Raw genomic sequence first — 17936 nt, 5'->3', positions numbered from 1 at the left:
AAGGATAAAATATAATTAGAAGCTGATGCCTTGCTTCTCTTTTTGATCAATTAATTTTATAATTTCCTCACCAAAACGACGACCTAAAGCCATTTGCCCTTTTGAGTTATAATGAACCCCATCGTTATATTTAGGAAGATCACTTGTTTCAATGGTAAAGACATTCGGCAGGTTTTTAGCCAATTCTCTTTGGGAATGAACAACGCCACTCTTTAGAGTATATCTTGCTGGTTCTGGATCGATTATCCCAATAATAAATGGAAGGTTGTCCTTTTCGATATCCCGACGAAAAGAACGGATGAAATGATCCATATTCTCTTCATATTCGCGTCCAGCTTCAGGTATCACTGCGTCCCTTTCCCCTTGCATCCATAAAACAGCCAATGGTATGGCACCTTTAGGTATATCTTTATTAATAAGTTTAAAAAAAGTGGAGTACATGTCTCCGAACTCAGGATGACCCGTTACAGCAGCTCTCTCTTTAGAATATTCAGGAGCCCAATCGAATTGAGAAGCACCACCAATAGCATATTTAATAAAGATAAACTTTGCTTTGGGATATTTCTTAGAGATGATTTCAGACATACCATATTCAGGGCCAAATTTATTAGGGCTTTTCTTCATATTAGCATCTAAAGCATAGTCAAAAAACTGTACTTTAGAAGAGAGTTTGATCGAATCACTTAAATAATCTTTATGACCTTGTCCAACCATATTAGATTGTCCTGCCATGTAGACTACATAGGTTTTTTGATGGATCTCTTTTTTAGAACTACTATTACACCCTATCAGTAAGAATAGGAAAAGTGCACATAACGTGGTAACATTTGATTTCTTCATTTGCGCATTAAGGCTTTTTTATAATCAAAAAAAATTCTACGACTTAAAAGTAATAAAACAAAAAAGACTAATCATAATGGTAGTGGTAAAAAGAGAGAGTAAAAGAGAGTTATAAAATCTTTTTATTAGGTTTGTGTTTATGATTATTAAAACAGAAACGTTTATTATTATTTTTTCATTGTTGGGGATACTATTCTTTTCTCCTTCACTTCTATATGGACAAACGCCCCATAGTGAGGTGAAACCCATAGAACTACTACCAGGTATATTGTCCCCAAAAACATTCTTTAATAATGATAGTACGACGATTACTACCTATCATGGGTTAGTCGACAGAGGAGAGACCCCGTTTAACTTAGTAGATGGTTTTAGTGTTTGGCAGTCGGTGACAAAAAAATGGATTCCATCCACAACAAAGTTCATCGAGATACATGGTTCTGCTGCTTATGATATCAGCAAAGATGAGTTTCTTGGGAGAGTACATATGCTTTACACTTCTGACAGGAAAAACTATTGGTCGCTGAATATTCAAAATCTTTCGGAAGATTTCAAAGGAGGAGTTGGAGAAAATAGTATTTTGGACCTCTCTGCGATACTTTTTGCTCAAAGAAACTATAAAAAGTATTATCGTTCTCAAGCAGCAATATTTCATTGGTGTTGGAACCCTCCATATAGTAGATGGAATTTTGCAAGCAGCATCTCCTATAGTCATTTTATGCCACTAGAAAATATCACAGATTTCACTTTCTTTCCAAGAGATAACAGGGATTTTGATTCTAACGAACCGACGAATATCCAACTAAAGGCATCTCAAACAGAAGAACAGAGAAGCATAGACTATCGTGGAGAGATGCGATATTTCTTAGATGACTATCACTATCGAAATATTTCGCTCACATACGACTATGGTTTGAATACAAATTCAAGGGATACATATCATAAGTTCTCTATTCATTACGACGACGGGATCGGAACTTCTCAAAGCAAATTGTTATGGAATGTGGATCTAGGAACTTTTTTTGGGACTACGCCTTATCACTTTTCACAATACCATCATACTTACAGTACCCATTCAGACGTAACGGCATACAGTATGTCAAGAGAGTGGTTTGTTTCAAATGATTATGGAATCTCAACGATGAAACCATGGATAGAGAGCATGATTGCCTACCAACGAAAAAAAATGATCCTTACTCAAATCCCATTTTTTGAGCATACTACGGCATACGAGGCATTTTATATTAAGAGTTATTTCTCGAAAGAGATGCCAACGCAATGGGCGGCAGGTTATACAATACACAAACTCTTTCAAAGCCTATCCTTCGGTATTAATTATCATTATAACACCGATATCCATGGTGTTTGGGGGTTTTATCTAGGACTTCCTTTCATGAACAATGTCTCGAAGAAAAGATATACAACCGTGTGGAATTAGTTTCTCTTGGAACAAGTATTATCATTTCAAGATCAATCATTGAGAGAGTTCGTGTATTGTAAACCTCTTCAGGCATGATGCAACTCGAAATAATATAACCCACTGCACCTTTATATGCAAAGAGATAGAACTAGTGTATACTTAGTAAAAATGGCAAGTCTAATGACCTGCCATTTAATATATCATATAGGATCATTTAGTCTTCATCTAGTGGTGCCATGATAACCTTCTCATGGTGTGCACCGACAAATAGAATATTTCCCATATCATCATACCCTTCGAATTTTTCTACCCCTTTGGTTAAATCATTAGGCATAAAACCTAAGATTGTAAGATCAGCATCCATAGATCGATGACGAATCATCTCTTTACGACTTTCACCTTCAGGGATCGTTAATATCTCCACATTGGAAGGATGGATAGGGATACGCCCCTCTTTAATTTGTTTTACCAACAGCTCTCGTTCAATCTCTTTCTTTCCTCTTGAAGCAATAGAGAATATTTTAATAAAACCTTTATGCCAGTCTTTGTGCCCCAAAAGAATATACCCTAAAAGAATCATCAAATTGGCATTCTGATAATCTTCCGGAGACATCCAAATATGTATCTCTCTTTTACTACCAAAGCCTTTATAACTCGAATTTAGAATACAAATATCAAAACCAGAGGATACCATTAACTCATAGTTTGAAAGAGTATCATGTAGATTTTCTATAGAACTTCTTGAATATTCAAAAAGAATTAAGTTGTTCCCTCTACCAGTTATTCCTGAAAGCTGTACCACTTGGGCAATAGCACTAGTATAAGAAGGAGATATTATCGTATCAAGATATACACGACTCTTCACTACAGAAGTGAGTTTTAAAAGTCTTTGGAGTACCTCTTGTGATTCCTGACGTGTCTCTTCATTCAATAGCCCCTTAATATAATGAATATAGGTACCTGAACCATATTTATAAGATAACCAACGCATAAAATCATAAGCACCACGACGTTTGAAAGTATCAGAAGAGATGCAGATTGCAAACGGTCGCCATCCTTCCTCACGACTCCCTCTATCTGCACGTTGGGCAAACACTTGAAGTTCTCTACTTATTTGAAATATTACCCCCCTAAAGAGTTTGTTAAAACCTTTCTTTTCGTTCTTATTATGTGTAATTATATAGTAAATAATACCCATAAACAGTAGAGATAGAGAGGCATATGGCAGATTCATCTGAAACATTACCCAGAACGAGGCAACAGTACCAACCAATGATATCAACCAATGCGACCTAAAAGTAGGACGATAGGCAGGATCTGCAGCAAAATGTTCTAAGAAAGAGATTAAACAGATCGTTCCATAAGTAATCATAAAGAACATCGAAATAATCTCAGCAACAAAGTTGACATCCCCAATAAGTACAAAAAACATTGCGATACTAATCGTAAGGTAAGATGCATTTATGGGTTCATTATCTGAAGGACGACATCGAGAGACCCAGTCATTTACTTTTTTATTTGAGAATATACCATCTGCACCTATCGCTTGCAATGTACGAGGTGCAATCATTATAGACCCCAAGGCAGAAGACAAAGACGCAGCAGCCAAACCTATCGGAATAATGGGACCCCAAATAGCCACACGACTCATAATCAACTCATCACTTACCATCTGTTCTGGAGAGACAGAATAAGTAAGTTTCACTGCAATCGCAACGTAGATAAGTAGTCCTACCACGGTAGCCCATATGGTACCACGAGGAATAGACTTCTCTGGCTTTTTAAGATCTCCAGAAAGCCCAAGCCCAGCAGCCAATCCTGTAAAGGCAGGAAACACAATGGTAAAGACATAGAAAAAGCTCTCATTATTAGGTACATGTGCAACCAAAGAGACTTCTGAAGGATCAATCTGTGGACTCCCCATAAAGAAACATACAAGAGAAGAAAATAGAATTACAACCACTCCATACAAGGCTTTCACCCCTATATTTGCTCCCTTTGATAACATTAAAAGGGAAAGTAATATCATCACAGGTACATTGATAAATCGAATATCAGAAATTACAATTCCATAATTTACAGATAACCAATCAAAAAATGGCAGAAAAGCCTGACCGAGTGCAATAACATAAAAGGCAATACTAATGGCTTGGGATAGATAGAGCGCGATACCTACTGCGGCACCGATATTCAAACCAAAAGATCGTGAAATGATAAAGTAGGCTCCACCTCCTCGTACCTTTTGGTTTGTTGCAATTTCTGCAACAGACATGGCAGTAGGGACGGTAACCAAATGTCCTAAAACAATAACCCCCATCACGCCTAAAAATCCTAACTGTCCAACAGCCCAACCAAAACGTAAAAATAAAATGGCTCCTAAGATGGTGGAAAGTGCAGTAAAGAAAACTGGCAATGTTCCAAATTTCCCAGCAATCTGAGAATCCTTGTAATTTGTCATATTTATTTATGTAAGAAATATTTTGCGACTCAATTTAAACATTCTTATGCAATAACAAAAGGACTATAGAACAAGATGCGTAATTAATGCGAATCAAGGGTTCAAAACATAATTAAGAAACGTTGCAGTTAGTTTACCGAATGCATGTACCATTAATCCTTTTGTAGACCTTACTTTACTAGCTCTTTGTATATCTGTTTTTTCGATTAGCCAAGAGAACATTGCTTCAATAGGTTGTCTAATTTTAGATACAGCTCTATTATACAAATCGTCTGCTGCTTTTATTCTTTGTTTGATTATCAAGGGCATTCCTTTTATTGCCTTAATAGGTGTCAACATTTCTGAATTATACTGATTCTTCACTTGTTGGTTAAATTCATTATGCATGTAAATTTTATCTCCGAAGAAGGTTCTGTTCCGCATCTCTGACCATCTCTCCTTGTAAACGACAATATCGTTCACAGATGCAGGGGTAAAAAGGACTTGCTCTGGAAATGGTAAAGCATCTTGTCGTCTTATCCCCAGCATATGAAGCTTCATGCCATAATAGTAAACTCCTTTCGTAGAGCAATAGCCTTTATTGGTTACTTCATTGGCCACCTTGCCTTTTCGTTTGCCAGAACACGTTATAATTGGCATCGAATCAAGTAAACATTGATCGATAATACAATCATTAGGCTGAGTGTCTTCAAGTAATAACTCAGACAATCTTGTAAAAGCTCCACCTAAACGATTAAGGCGATTACAAAATGCTTGATAAGATCCTATAATTTGGAAACCAGTCAGACAAGTAATCACATGCAAATTTATGAATCTGATTTATCTTGGTGTATTCTTGATATTGAACACCAAAAAGATATATTGTCATCACCTCTTGATCAGTAAAGCAAGGGGAGTTATTGTTACTAAATCGTTCACAATAATATCTTAACTCATCGAAATAATAACAAATTAGATCGTATATTTTTATTAAATTGAAGTCCTTATCCTTGATTATCATATTTTAAAGTCGCTTTGAAAACAACTATAAGATACTGATTTTCAAGGATAAAAACAATATAAATGTCTAATATATAGGCAATTAAACCACTTGGTTAGATATGAAATCCAACTCTTGATTCGCATTAAAAGAGAATCGCTTTGGATTTGAGCCAGAAGTCACTGCAAAAATAAGTAGAATACCGAATGTTCGAATCTACGAAGTAGGAATATCGTATTATGGTAGAACCTATGATGAAGGGAAAAAAATTGGTTGGAAAGATGGATTTAGAGCAATATGGTGCATTTTGAAATACAATCTATGGGCAAAATAGTGCATTGCATAATTATGACATTATAGCCTAAAAGTGTACCTTTGAAATCGAATATCGAAGTAATAACGACACTTTAATCATTTAAAAAGTACTCTTATGAAAATTGAAGTATCAAACGGGGAAATTGTTGATAAACTAACAATCATTGAGATTAAGCTAGAACGTATCAGCGATGAAGATAAATTAGCGAACCTTCGTAACGAACACAAAGTGTTGGACGAAGCAGTAAAAAAAATTATTGACAAGAACGACCCTCTATACAAAGAGCTTTTCGATATTAATTGCCAATTATGGGATATTGAAGATCATATTAGAGATCTCGAAAGAGAGAAGAATTTCGGAGATGACTTTATCCAAACAGCACGTTCTGTTTACTTTACTAACGATAAGAGATGTGAGGTAAAAAGAGCCATCAATGATAAAACTGGTTCGGAACTGATCGAAGAAAAATCTTACGAAGACTACCAATAATTAGTCTTTTACATTTTATAAAAAGATAGAGAACAATCTACATTAAACAGAGATTGTTCTCTTGTTTTGTTCTAATTCGTAATTATACTGTTCCATTGAAAAATATTCTACTTTTTCGTCTCTCAGCCATGGGAGATGTTGCGTTAACGGTTCCGATTATTAGAGCTGCAGCTGAAGCCAACCCACAAGATCACTTTACTCTGGTTACACGTCCTTTTTTTGCTCCTTTTTTTGAAGGTATAGAGAACCTTTCACTTGTCTTTCCTGACCTAAAAGGCAAACATAAAGGGACACTCGGATTGATCAAATTCTTCTTTGAACTGAAAGCCCAAAAAAGATGGGACATTGTCTTGGATCTCCATGATGTGATTAGAACCCGTATTTGGAGAACTCTTTTTCGTCTGAATAGAACTTCTGTATTCATTATCGATAAAGGTCGAGAAGAGAAAAAAAAGATTCTCAAAAGAAAGTCTTCGACTCCTTTAAAACATGTAACAGAGCGATATTTAGAAGTATTTCATAAAGCAAAAATACAAACAGCTCCATTAGAAGTTACTGCAATTAGGCCCAATCCTATGGCTAAAGAAAAAGCCCGTAAATTGTTGTCTAAATGGGGTACTAAGAATGATATTTTTATTGGAATTGCTCCATTTGCAATGCATGATCCTAAAATGTGGGGCATTGAGAATTGCAGAAAATTAATGGATTTGGTTCAACAAAAATATCAGGTTAAGTTTCTTCTTTTTGGTGGAGGAAAAGAGGAGACGACACAACTTGAAGCATTACATAACGAACATGATGGTCGCTTTAATATGGCTGGTAAATACTCTTTCGCTGAAGAAATCGCCATGATTTCAAGTCTAGATATCATGATTGCGATGGATTCTTCAAATATGCATATAGCAGCGTTAACAGGAACTAAGACCATTTCCATTTGGGGAGGTACGGATCCTATCTTCGGTTTTTCCGCTTTTGGACAACCAGAAGCTTATAGTATTCATATTCCTCATGGCAAGCTAAAATGTAGACCATGCTCAATATATGGTGCCAAACCATGTAGTGAGGAAGAGATCTTCTGTATGAAGTATGTTACTCCGTCTTTAGTCTTAAACAGACTTGAAGAGCAGGGATTGCTCTATTCTTAAGAACACTATATTAATAGACAGAAAAGCCTACTTCCATTGAATAAGAAGTAGGCTTTTTATATATTCTATTTTTCCTCTATTTCCAAAAACGAAGAACTTTAAAGAAACGTTTGTATCGATGTTTTACCACACGCTTATGTTTGTAGGCATGATCAAACTCAATAAGTAGACGTGCACCCTCATCCGGATCTTTCCTCCACTTGCGTGCATACAGCATGCCCATTTGTATTAAGGTCTCTTTATCGGCATCAAATTGACGAAGATTATATAAACCCTTTTTATAATCTATCTCCATGAACTTCATTCGATTCAAATCGATCAAAGAGAAATCAAACATTCCATCTTCCTTCATATTGATCAAGATGTTCCCTGGAGAATAATCTAAATGAAATACACCATTTTTATGAATTTTTTCAAAAGTATAATCGATAAATTGAGACATAATAGCCTCCCTATTAGAGACATGATATTCTAAAACTTCACGAATCGTAAAATCATATACATGTTGTATGGAGATATAGTAACTTTTAAAAAAGAGTCCATTCTTATAGATTTCCACATATCCTATAGGAGTAGGTGTAGCTACTCCATAAGACAGAAGTCTCGTTGCATAATCATACGATCTTTTTGCCTTTGAATCACGAAGATGACCATACACAAACTTATTAACCATATTGGGAGTTTTGAATGATTTAACATTCAAGCAAACCTTTCCTTGGTTAAATTTCTTGACATTATTTCTACCGGAATAGATTAGCTCCCCCTCTTTATCAAAATTAGCATCTAGAGCTTCAAGCCATTCTTTATACTCATTAAAATATGGGGATACTTCTACCTTTTTCTTTATCATTATTTGCCGTATTAACACAGGGCATTCATTCCTGCTTCTAATATACACATTGAAGTTAGTACGCTGTTTAAACTCTATAAATCAAACCCTTGAGAACGCAATGTCTTTTCAAGCACTTTACTAAAATGAATACTATCTTCTTTTTTGTATCTCACTTCCGCATACACTTGAGCTAAATTTTCTTTACCATTTTCTTGAACAAAACGAATACTTTCATCCAACATCTCCTTCTCTTTGTATAGATTTTGAATGTCTGTATCACTCAACTCTTTATAGGTCTCAAAATGAACAACAGCATCTAAAGGGAGACGGTCTGTTAACACAGGTGTCTCATCTGGCCAACCTAAAGTAATGGTAGTAATCGGAATTACCCCCTTAGGTAGAGAAAGAATATCTATTATTTGAGGTGCATTATACACAGTAGTTCCTAGATAACATAAACCCAATCCCTTGGCTTCAGCAGCAACACTAATATTTTGAGCAACAAGCATAGCATCTACTGTTTCATTCAACAACCACATCAGATTGTTATAACTGCCTTCGGTATTATTTATATCACACCATTGATGTACTCGTCTGAAATCTGCACATATCGTTAATACTACGGGGGCATTTTTAATCATTGGTTGATTAAAATGTGCAGGAGAAAGTGCATCCTTCTTCTCTTGACACTCAGTAACGATAATGGAATACATTTGCATATTTCCAGTGTTTGATGCACGAACACCTGCTTCCAAAATGTCATTTAAAAGATCCTTCCCAATAGGTTGAGATGTATACTTTCTAATAGTTCTATGTTGATGAAGTTGATGGATCATATTCATAATAGTATCTAGTTTTAGAATTTAATCAAACGCCCAAAGATAACTTTTTTTTAGTGTTTTCTTGATCAAACATTACAATCACCAAGATTGACACTTTATCAGGTCGTTTCTAGCTTTAAGACATTTTATAACCAATATTAGTTCATCTTCAGTAACCCGATTTCCAAAAAAGCGCCCAAATTTGGATAAAAAAAGATTCTAGAAAACCTATCCAAAAAAAATTTGATGTTTTAAAATATACTTCGTTTATTTGTGTACATTTTCAAAAGAGGTTCTAAATTCTTATATAATTTTTAAAGAGAATCATTATGTCTACTATCAAAATTGGTATTAACGGGTTCGGTCGTATTGGCCGTTTTGTTTTCCGTGCTGCTGCAGAGCGTGCAAATGTAGAAGTTGTTGCAATCAACGATCTTATCGACGTTGAGTACATGGCTTACATGTTGAAATACGATTCAACTCATGGTCGTTTCAACGGTACTGTAGAAGTTGTTGAAGGACAACTTGTAGTAAACGGAAAAACAGTTCGCGTTACTGCTGAGCGTAACCCAGCAGATATCAACTGGGCTGGAGTTGAAGCAGAGTATGTTGTTGAATCAACAGGTCTTTTCTTAACTGAAGAGAGTGCACAAGGTCACATCGCTGCTGGTGCTAAGAAAGTAGTTATGTCTGCTCCTTCTAAAGATGCTACTCCTATGTTCGTTGTTGGTGTAAACCACAAGAACTATTCAACAGATATGACTTTCGTATCTAACGCATCATGTACTACTAACTGTCTTGCTCCTATCGCAAAAGTTCTTAACGACAACTTCGGTATCGTTGAAGGTCTTATGACTACTGTACATGCTTCTACTGCAACACAAAAAACTGTTGACGGTCCTTCTATGAAAGACTGGAGAGGTGGACGTGGAGCTGGTCAAAACATCATCCCTTCATCAACTGGTGCTGCTAAAGCTGTAGGTAAAGTAATTCCTGAGCTTAACGGTAAACTTACAGGTATGGCATTCCGTGTTCCTACTCCTGATGTTTCTGTAGTTGACCTTACTGTACGTCTTGAAAAAGCTGCTAGCTATGAGGCAATCTGTAAAGCAATGAAAGAAGCTTCTGAAGGCGATATGGCTGGTGTTCTAGGATATACTGAAGATGCAGTTGTTTCTAACGATTTCGTTGGTGAGAAGTGTACTTCTGTATTTGATGCTGGTGCTGGTATCGGACTTAACGACAACTTCGTAAAAGTTGTTTCATGGTACGATAACGAGATTGGATACTCAAACAAAGTTGTTGAGCTTATCGAGCACATGTCAACTGTAGATAACGCTTAAGAAGTAGATCTTAAGATTAAGATATTTACAATTCAGACAAGAGAGAGTTTCTTCGGATACTCTCTCTTTTTTTGTCTATACATATAACCTATGTCTTTCTTTCAACCAATTATCATATAATTGCTATGATACAATTATGATTTTTATCACAAAATGATTATCATTATGTTTGATTTTATCATTATATTAAAATAAACTGATTTAAACTAAAAAATATATAGATCAAAATGCAAGGCAATTACTTCAAAAACTATCCAAACAAAGAGGGGTTCTTTAAAGAATATGGTGGAAGCTTTATCCCAGAGCAACTACAGAAAGAGATGGATAAGATTACAAAGGCTTACTATTCCATAAGCAAATCCCATAAGTTTATCGCTGAACTAAGAAGCATTCGTAAGCACTATCAAGGAAGACCAACACCAGTATATTTCTGTAATAGATTATCTGAAAGATATGGTGGACGTATCTATCTTAAGAGAGAGGATCTAAATCATACAGGAGCCCACAAACTAAACCATTGTATGGGAGAAGCTCTTCTTGCAAAATATATGGGAAAGAAGAGGTTAATTGCAGAGACAGGAGCAGGACAACATGGGGTAGCTCTTGCCACAGCCGCAGCTTACTTTGGCCTCGAATGCGAAATACATATGGGGGAAGTAGATATCCAAAAAGAGTATCCGAATGTAATGCGCATGAAAGTTCTAGGTGCAACAGTAATCCCTGTTACTCATGGATTAAAAACATTAAAAGAAGCTGTAGATTCAGCATTTGAAGCATATCTTAAAGATCCAATTAACTCTATTTACTGTATTGGATCAGTGGTTGGACCACATCCATTCCCTATGATGGTACGAGATTTCCAAAGAGTTATTGGAATCGAAGCAAAAGACCAGTTTCAAGAGATGACAGGAGAACTACCTGATAATATTGTAGCATGTGTTGGTGGAGGAAGTAATGCAATGGGAATCTTCTCTGCATTTCTTCAAGATGATGAATGTAAAATATTTGGTGTAGAGCCGGGCGGAAAGAGCCTTGATATCATTGGAGATCATGCTGCGACAATGTCCTTAGGAACACCGGGAATGATTCATGGGTTCAAATGCTATACTCTACAAGACGAAAAAGGAGAGCCAGCTCCAGTTCATTCAATTGCTAGTGGTCTAGATTACCCAGGAGTAGGTCCAGAACATAGTATGTTGAAAGACATGGATAGAGTGTCTTATGTAACGGCAAGTGACAAAGAGTGTATTGATGCATTCTATGACTTAAGTAGAAGCGAAGGAATCATTCCTGCTCTTGAGAGTGCACATGCTGTAGCATATGCAATTAAACTTGCACAACGAAGTCCTCAAGAATCAATCCTTGTAAACCTAAGTGGCAGAGGTGACAAAGACCTAGATTATGTAATCGACAACTTTGAGATGCCTAAATAAAATTATTAACGGAGAAAGAGTGAGGTTTCATTCCTCGCTCTTTACCTTATACTCCTATTCATTCCTATTATCTCTTTGAGATTTTATTATTGTAGCAATAGAACACTTAATTTTCTTCTCTTCACCATTCTTTGATATCACCAATCGATTCACTTTTTTAGTACCAGAGTTCTTATCTTTCGTCTTATCTTTCGCTAGATCATTCAAATTATTATCACAAGTACTCTTAGAGTAAGCACTTTTTATATCTCCCATTTGCATATACTTTTTTAGTTCTTTCTCCTCCCAAGAGCATAGAACGAATCCTCCAACAAAGATCTATTAAACAATATAAAAACAATATCCCTATATCTGTATAAACAGTATGTGAATATTTTGTTTTGTATTCAACATTCAATTCCAATTCAGACAAAAACATCCGAGACAACTATCATCTCACAGAAACACTAATTGCCAGACAGTTAAATAAAATCAAACACAAAAAACAAACATATATAAATTAATACTTTTTACAGATATAACAGATATATTTTATTAATAAACATATGTTTTACTATATTTGTTTGAATTAAATCTATATAAAGATAATCTTTCTCAATATCATGAATTTGTCAGAACTAGAGACTTCAAAGAAAGTTTATGTAAAAGCTGTAAACGGTAGTAAAGAGATAAAACAGCGATTGTTTGAACACGGAATAAGTAGAGGGACAGAACTTGTCAGAGTGAAATCAGCACCTTTAAAAGACCCAATTGAATTTAAGACAGGAGAAAATCATCTCTTTATAAGACAACAAGATCTTGCCTATATTGAAGTTTCCACCACCGAAATAAAAGAGACTAGGCAGATAGAGACAGATGTCATTGAAACAACTAGAACATTAAATAGAGATCCTAAAAAGATAAAAGTAGCACTTGTAGGAAATCCAAACTGTGGAAAGAGTACTCTATTTAACAATATTACCAAATCTAGATCAAAGATAGCAAACTACAATGGTGCAACTGTAGAAATAAATAGATCAGAAATCATATTTCAAGGAGTAAAGATAACATTCTTAGACCTACCTGGGCTCTACTCTCTAACACCATACTCTCCAGAAGAGAGAGCGTCATTAGACCTACTATTAGAGGAGTCTCCTGACATTCTTTTAAACATCACAAACTTAAATAATCTACAGAAAGACCTTCAACTTACAACAGAGCTACAAGAACTTGAGATACCCAATATCATTGTTCTAAACATGTTCGATGAGTTTGAAAAGAATAAGGGAAAAATAGATTATAATATACTATCTAGTTCATTAAAAAGTAGCGTTCTATCTACAACAGCCAAAGATGCAAAAACCAAGGAGGTTGTCTTAAAAGAGATTATCAAGCTTCAGCAGGAAGAGGAACATCATTTCACTAGACCGCAATACCCTCAACACATAGAGTCCCAAATATCAGAGATCAAATCAAAAAAACATTGCTCATATTATAGCGCGTTAAAGAAAGTAGAACAAACAAATCAAGAGGATCGAATATTAGATGAGATTAAAGAGCAAAGAAAAGCTTATGTTAATGCACTCCTTAAAAAGTCTAAATACATTCTTCAAGATAACACATATAATACTACCACATCTGAAAAAATAGATAAAGTAGTAACCGATAGATTCCTAGGTATTCCATTTCTAATAGGAATACTTTTGTTAGTCTTCTTTGCTACTTTTAGCCTTGGTGAATACCCTACAACACTCTTAGAGCATTTTATCGAAATGTTAAGTGGTTGGGTCAATACATTTATGGAAGATGGGGTCCTAAAACAATTTATTCAAGGTGCTTTAATTCAAGGTATCGGAGCAGTAGTAGTATTTCTCCCAAGTATATTAATTCTATTTTTCTTCACTACGCTATTAGAGGACTCTGGATATATGGCTCGTGCGATATTTGTTATAGATAGGATAATGCGAAAATGGGGACTGCAAGGCAATGCATTTATCCCATTATTAATGGGATTTGGTTGTAATGTTCCGGCAATCATGGCCACAAGGACCATTAGACAAAGGAATGAACGACTAAGAACCATGCTTGTTATACCATTTATGTCCTGTAGTGCACGTATTCCCATTTTTATACTATTTGCAAATGCATTATTCCCCTCTCATAAATCTCTTATTATCACCATTCTCTATTTAATAGGTATTATATTCGGAATTGTAGCATCAAAGATCATGCAAAAGACAGCACTTCCATCGTCCACTACTCCGTTTATATATGAATTACCTCCATATAGATTCCCTCATTGGAGAAACTTAACATATCAGATGTGGGATAAAACATATAAGTTTTTACAAAAAATAGGCTCAACAATACTACTTGGAGTTATAATTATATGGACTTTAAGTAATATTACTCCTAGATCTGAAGAAGGAGATTGGTATGATTTCCAGATATCTCAAATAAAAGAAGCACACCATATTAATCTTCTAGAAAAAAGTAATTATAGCCATTCTGAATGGAAATATATGGAGAAGAAATACCAATTACAACTTGAAGCGCAAAAGCTTGTAAAGTCTCAATATCAACTTGAGAATTCTCTATTGGGTACGATGGGGCATTTTATGGTTGCTTTGATGAAGCCTTTAGGCTTTGATTGGAAAATGAGTGTATCTCTTCTAGCTGGAATCTCTGCCAAAGAGGTTATCGTAAGTACAATGGGATTTTTATATCGTATTGATACCACACAAATCAACAATCCCCTTTCAAAGGTTATATCCTCCTCCATTAAGAAGAATCAACAGAGCAATGGTCGTACCATATTAAGCGGAATATCATTTCTACTTTTTGTTCTACTCTACTTTCCATGTATTGGCGTTCTATCCACAATTAAAGCAGAAACACAAAGCTGGAGATGGGCATGGTTTGCTATTGGATATACCACAGGATTAGCATACATTGTATCCCTTTTGGTATACCAAATTGGATCATTATTTGTATAGATATCTTTCACAAAATATGCAACAGAAGAAGGGAAGTCAAAGGCTTCCCTTCTCCTATTATAGCAAATCTATCATTTCAAGTACAACAAGATACCCTAATATATATTCATTCGAAATCAACCATGTCATGAAGTAAATCATTCAAAACATTAGATCCATTAAACAAAAGGCAAAAGTTCATACGAACACCATTCCATAGTATCATTATCCTCTTTCAGTTCCGTATCAATCCACAGAAAACATAAATTCCATCAATTCAAGGGCACTCATTCAAGAAATGGAGCATTTTGGTTAAAACATTTCTCTCTTTTATTTGTTAAGAGAAACGACAATAAAAACAATAGTTTCATAAAATATTCCTCAAAAGAGTTATTGATTCCTATTGACCCAAAATTATTAAACAAAATAGCTATGGCTTTCGATTTCGATCTGATTCAATCTGTATACAAACAGATGGCGACAAAAATTACTAATGCGAGAGAGACATTAAATCGCCCCTTAACTTATACAGAAAAAATTCTACTAAGTCATCTACATGGTACGAGTGAACTTAAGAACTATACTAGAGGAATAGACTATGTCAATTTCTCTCCAGATAGAGTAGCAATGCAAGATGCTACAGCACAGATGGCGATACTACAATTTATGCAGGCTGGAAGAGATAAAGTAGCAGTTCCTTCAACAGTACATTGCGACCATCTTATCCAAGCAAAAGAGGGGGCAAAAAAAGACCTTCAAAGGGCAGAGTCAACCAACAAAGAAGTGTATGACTTTCTGTCAAGTGCTTCACAAAAATATGGTATTGGTTTTTGGAAGCCAGGAGCAGGAATTATTCATCAAGTTGTACTAGAAAACTATGCTTTTCCTGGAGGCATGATGATTGGTACAGATTCACACACGCCAAATGCAGGGGGACTAGGTATGGTTGCCATTGGAGTTGGTGGTGCTGATGCGGTAGATGTCATGACAGGACTCTCATGGGAACTGAAGTTTCCAAAAGTAATTGGGATTAAACTTACAGGAAAGCTGAACGGATGGTGTTCGGCAAAAGATGTAATACTGAAAGTAGCTGGAATCTTAACCGTTAAAGGAGGTACAGGTTCGATAGTAGAATACTTCGGAGAGGGAGCACAATCTCTTTCATGTACAGGAAAAGGAACGATCTGTAATATGGGGGCAGAGATTGGAGCCACCACATCTCTCTTCGGTTTCGACAATCAAATGTATGATTACCTATCAGCTACAGACAGAAAGAGTGTTGCAGAACTAGCCTATCAATATAAAGATCATTTAACAGGGGATCAGGAAGTATATGATAACCCTGAAGCATACTTTGATCAAGTAATTGAGATAGATCTAAACAACCTAGAACCATATATTAATGGTCCGTTTACACCAGATTTAGCAACACCACTCAGCCAGTTTGCCGAAACGGCTAAAGCCAAAGGGTGGCCATTAAACATGGAAGTAGGTCTTATTGGATCGTGTACTAATTCAAGTTATGAAGATATTGCACGTGCTGCATCTATTGCACAACAAGCACTAGACAAAAAGATTGAATTCAAAGCAGACTTCACTGTAACTCCTGGCTCAGAGCAGGTTCGATATACAGTTGACAGAGACAACTTGCTACCAGTATTCGAAAAGATAGGAGGAACGGTTCTTTCGAATGCTTGTGGCCCTTGTATCGGACAATGGGCACGTCACAATGCAGAGAATCTTGAAGAGAATAGTATTATGACATCTTTCAACAGGAATTTTGCTAAACGTAATGATGGGAATCCTAAGACACATGGTTTTGTTGCATCACCTGAAATAGTTACAGCATTTTCAATAGCAGGGCGTCTTGACTTTAACCCTATCACAGACACTCTTATCAACAAAGATGGGCAGGAAGTACAATTAGATCCACCTACTGGAGATACATTGCCACCGAGAGGATTTAATGTAGAAGATCTAGGTTTTGTTGCTCCACAAGAGCATATCAATATAAACATCATTATCAGTCCTGAATCGGATCGATTGCAAGAGCTTACTCCATTCAAACCTTGGGATGGAAAAGACATGGTTGATCTACCACTTCTAATTAAGGCTAAAGGGAAGTGTACTACGGATCATATCAGTATGGCAGGACCTTGGTTGAAATATAGAGGACACTTGGATAATATATCCAATAACCTTTTAATTGGGGCAGTCAACTTCTTTAATGAAGAGACAAACCATATCAAAAATCAAATCACTGGTACATATGACACAGTTCCATCCGTTGCGAGAGACTATAAAGCAAATAGTATTCTATCCGTAATTGTAGGGGACGAAAACTATGGAGAAGGCTCATCAAGAGAGCATGCTGCAATGGAACCAAGACACCTAAATGTAGGGGTAGTTCTTGTTCGTTCATTTGCACGTATTCATGAAACAAACCTAAAAAAACAGGGTATTTTAGCATTAACATTTGCAAACCATTCTGACTATGATAAGATATTAGAAGGAGACCGTTTTGCAATAAAAGGATTAGACCATTTTGCAACAGGCAAACCAGTTCAAGTTGAAATTACACACCAAGATAACAGTAGCGAAGTAGTGGTAGCAAATCACACCTATAACTCACTACAGATAGAGTGGTTCAAAGCAGGATCTTGTCTTAATTACATTAAAAACATCAACAAGTAACCTCTGATTATTGAATATGAAATATTAAGAGCAAGAGCAGTAAAACTGTTCTCGCTCTTATTTTTTATACAAAACAGTCTTAAAAGTCCTAAGATCTAGAGTAATAGACATTTTTATCCTACCAAAAGAATAAATTTCAAGAGAATTATATTCATTACAATAATATTTTTTTGTTATTTTTTTAAAACAAATAAATATATTTGCAAAATATTGCC

13 protein-coding genes are annotated in these 17936 nt (G+C 35.7%); 7 read left to right on the top strand and 6 right to left on the bottom strand.

The genetic code is table 11. The features are described from left to right. Positions 1-15 precede the first annotated feature (15 nt). On the bottom strand, positions 16-840 hold the full coding sequence (locus tag K4L44_02895; protein ID QZE14825.1) for a sialate O-acetylesterase: 825 nt from the start codon (positions 838-840) through the stop codon (positions 16-18). 139 nt (positions 841-979) lie between these two features. Between K4L44_02895 and K4L44_02890 the strand changes: the two genes are divergently transcribed. After that, positions 980-2275, top strand: a complete 1296-nt coding sequence (locus K4L44_02890) for a hypothetical protein (GenBank protein ID QZE14824.1) — start codon at positions 980-982, stop codon at positions 2273-2275. A 196-nt stretch (positions 2276-2471) separates the two neighbouring features. Here the strand turns inward: K4L44_02890 and K4L44_02885 are convergent, their stop codons facing one another. After that, on the bottom strand, positions 2472-4715 hold the full coding sequence (locus K4L44_02885) for an amino acid permease (protein QZE14823.1): 2244 nt from the start codon (positions 4713-4715) through the stop codon (positions 2472-2474). 93 nt (positions 4716-4808) lie between these two features. Continuing rightward, positions 4809-5513, bottom strand: coding sequence for a transposase (locus K4L44_02880; protein QZE14822.1), 705 nt, complete (start codon positions 5511-5513; stop codon positions 4809-4811). 611 nt (positions 5514-6124) lie between these two features. Between K4L44_02880 and K4L44_02875 the strand changes: the two genes are divergently transcribed. Beyond that, complete coding sequence (locus tag K4L44_02875) at positions 6125-6499, top strand: hypothetical protein (protein QZE14821.1); 375 nt, start codon at positions 6125-6127, stop codon at positions 6497-6499. Between the two features lie 95 nt (positions 6500-6594). Then, positions 6595-7644: a glycosyltransferase family 9 protein gene (locus K4L44_02870; GenBank protein QZE14820.1), complete on the top strand. Its 1050-nt coding sequence runs from the start codon at positions 6595-6597 to the stop codon at positions 7642-7644. Positions 7645-7720: 76 nt separating this feature from the next. On the opposite strand, the gene K4L44_02865 is transcribed toward K4L44_02870, so the two are convergent. Together K4L44_02865 and K4L44_02860 are read right to left on the bottom strand one after the other, a co-directional pair. Beyond that, on the bottom strand, positions 7721-8494 hold the full coding sequence (locus K4L44_02865) for a lipopolysaccharide kinase InaA family protein (GenBank protein QZE14819.1): 774 nt from the start codon (positions 8492-8494) through the stop codon (positions 7721-7723). A gap of 74 nt (positions 8495-8568) precedes the next feature. Continuing rightward, entirely contained in the window at positions 8569-9312 is a 744-nt protein-coding gene (locus K4L44_02860; protein QZE15941.1) for a nitroreductase family protein, read from the bottom strand. Between the two features lie 314 nt (positions 9313-9626). Between K4L44_02860 and gap the strand changes: the two genes are divergently transcribed. Together gap and trpB are read left to right on the top strand one after the other, a co-directional pair. Next, on the top strand, positions 9627-10640 hold the full coding sequence (gene gap, locus K4L44_02855) for a type I glyceraldehyde-3-phosphate dehydrogenase (GenBank protein QZE14818.1): 1014 nt from the start codon (positions 9627-9629) through the stop codon (positions 10638-10640). A 227-nt stretch (positions 10641-10867) separates the two neighbouring features. Continuing rightward, positions 10868-12073, top strand: coding sequence for a tryptophan synthase subunit beta (gene trpB / locus K4L44_02850; GenBank protein ID QZE14817.1), 1206 nt, complete (start codon positions 10868-10870; stop codon positions 12071-12073). A gap of 54 nt (positions 12074-12127) precedes the next feature. Here trpB and K4L44_02845 read toward each other — a convergent pair whose 3' ends face one another. Further along, positions 12128-12328 (bottom strand): hypothetical protein, encoded by a 201-nt coding sequence (locus tag K4L44_02845; GenBank protein ID QZE14816.1) that lies wholly within the window; start codon positions 12326-12328, stop codon positions 12128-12130. Positions 12329-12675: 347 nt separating this feature from the next. On the opposite strand from K4L44_02845, the gene feoB reads away from it, so the two are divergent. Together feoB and K4L44_02835 are read left to right on the top strand one after the other, a co-directional pair. Continuing rightward, on the top strand, positions 12676-15048 hold the full coding sequence (gene feoB / locus K4L44_02840; protein ID QZE14815.1) for a ferrous iron transport protein B: 2373 nt from the start codon (positions 12676-12678) through the stop codon (positions 15046-15048). Positions 15049-15459: 411 nt separating this feature from the next. After that, positions 15460-17721, top strand: a complete 2262-nt coding sequence (locus tag K4L44_02835) for an aconitate hydratase (GenBank protein QZE14814.1) — start codon at positions 15460-15462, stop codon at positions 17719-17721. Positions 17722-17936 lie beyond the last annotated feature (215 nt).

Source organism: Prolixibacteraceae bacterium, from assembly GCA_019720755.1.
Classification (GTDB): domain Bacteria; phylum Bacteroidota; class Bacteroidia; order Bacteroidales; family Prolixibacteraceae; genus Halosquirtibacter; species Halosquirtibacter laminarini.
Note: the sequence above shows the minus strand (reverse complement) of the source record. Positions and strands in the feature narration are given on the sequence as shown.

Coding starts and splice junctions, on each gene's coding strand:
- trpB (QZE14817.1), top strand. CDS start 10,868: ATGCAAGGCAATTACTTCAAAAACTATCCAAACAAAGAGGGGTTCTTT.
- K4L44_02835 (QZE14814.1), top strand. CDS start 15,460: ATGGCTTTCGATTTCGATCTGATTCAATCTGTATACAAACAGATGGCG.
- K4L44_02885 (QZE14823.1), bottom strand. CDS start 4,715: ATGACAAATTACAAGGATTCTCAGATTGCTGGGAAATTTGGAACATTG.
- K4L44_02890 (QZE14824.1), top strand. CDS start 980: ATGATTATTAAAACAGAAACGTTTATTATTATTTTTTCATTGTTGGGG.
- K4L44_02865 (QZE14819.1), bottom strand. CDS start 8,494: ATGATAAAGAAAAAGGTAGAAGTATCCCCATATTTTAATGAGTATAAA.
- feoB (QZE14815.1), top strand. CDS start 12,676: ATGAATTTGTCAGAACTAGAGACTTCAAAGAAAGTTTATGTAAAAGCT.
- K4L44_02895 (QZE14825.1), bottom strand. CDS start 840: ATGAAGAAATCAAATGTTACCACGTTATGTGCACTTTTCCTATTCTTA.
- K4L44_02860 (QZE15941.1), bottom strand. CDS start 9,312: ATGATCCATCAACTTCATCAACATAGAACTATTAGAAAGTATACATCT.
- K4L44_02845 (QZE14816.1), bottom strand. CDS start 12,328: ATGGGAGATATAAAAAGTGCTTACTCTAAGAGTACTTGTGATAATAAT.
- gap (QZE14818.1), top strand. CDS start 9,627: ATGTCTACTATCAAAATTGGTATTAACGGGTTCGGTCGTATTGGCCGT.
- K4L44_02875 (QZE14821.1), top strand. CDS start 6,125: ATGAAAATTGAAGTATCAAACGGGGAAATTGTTGATAAACTAACAATC.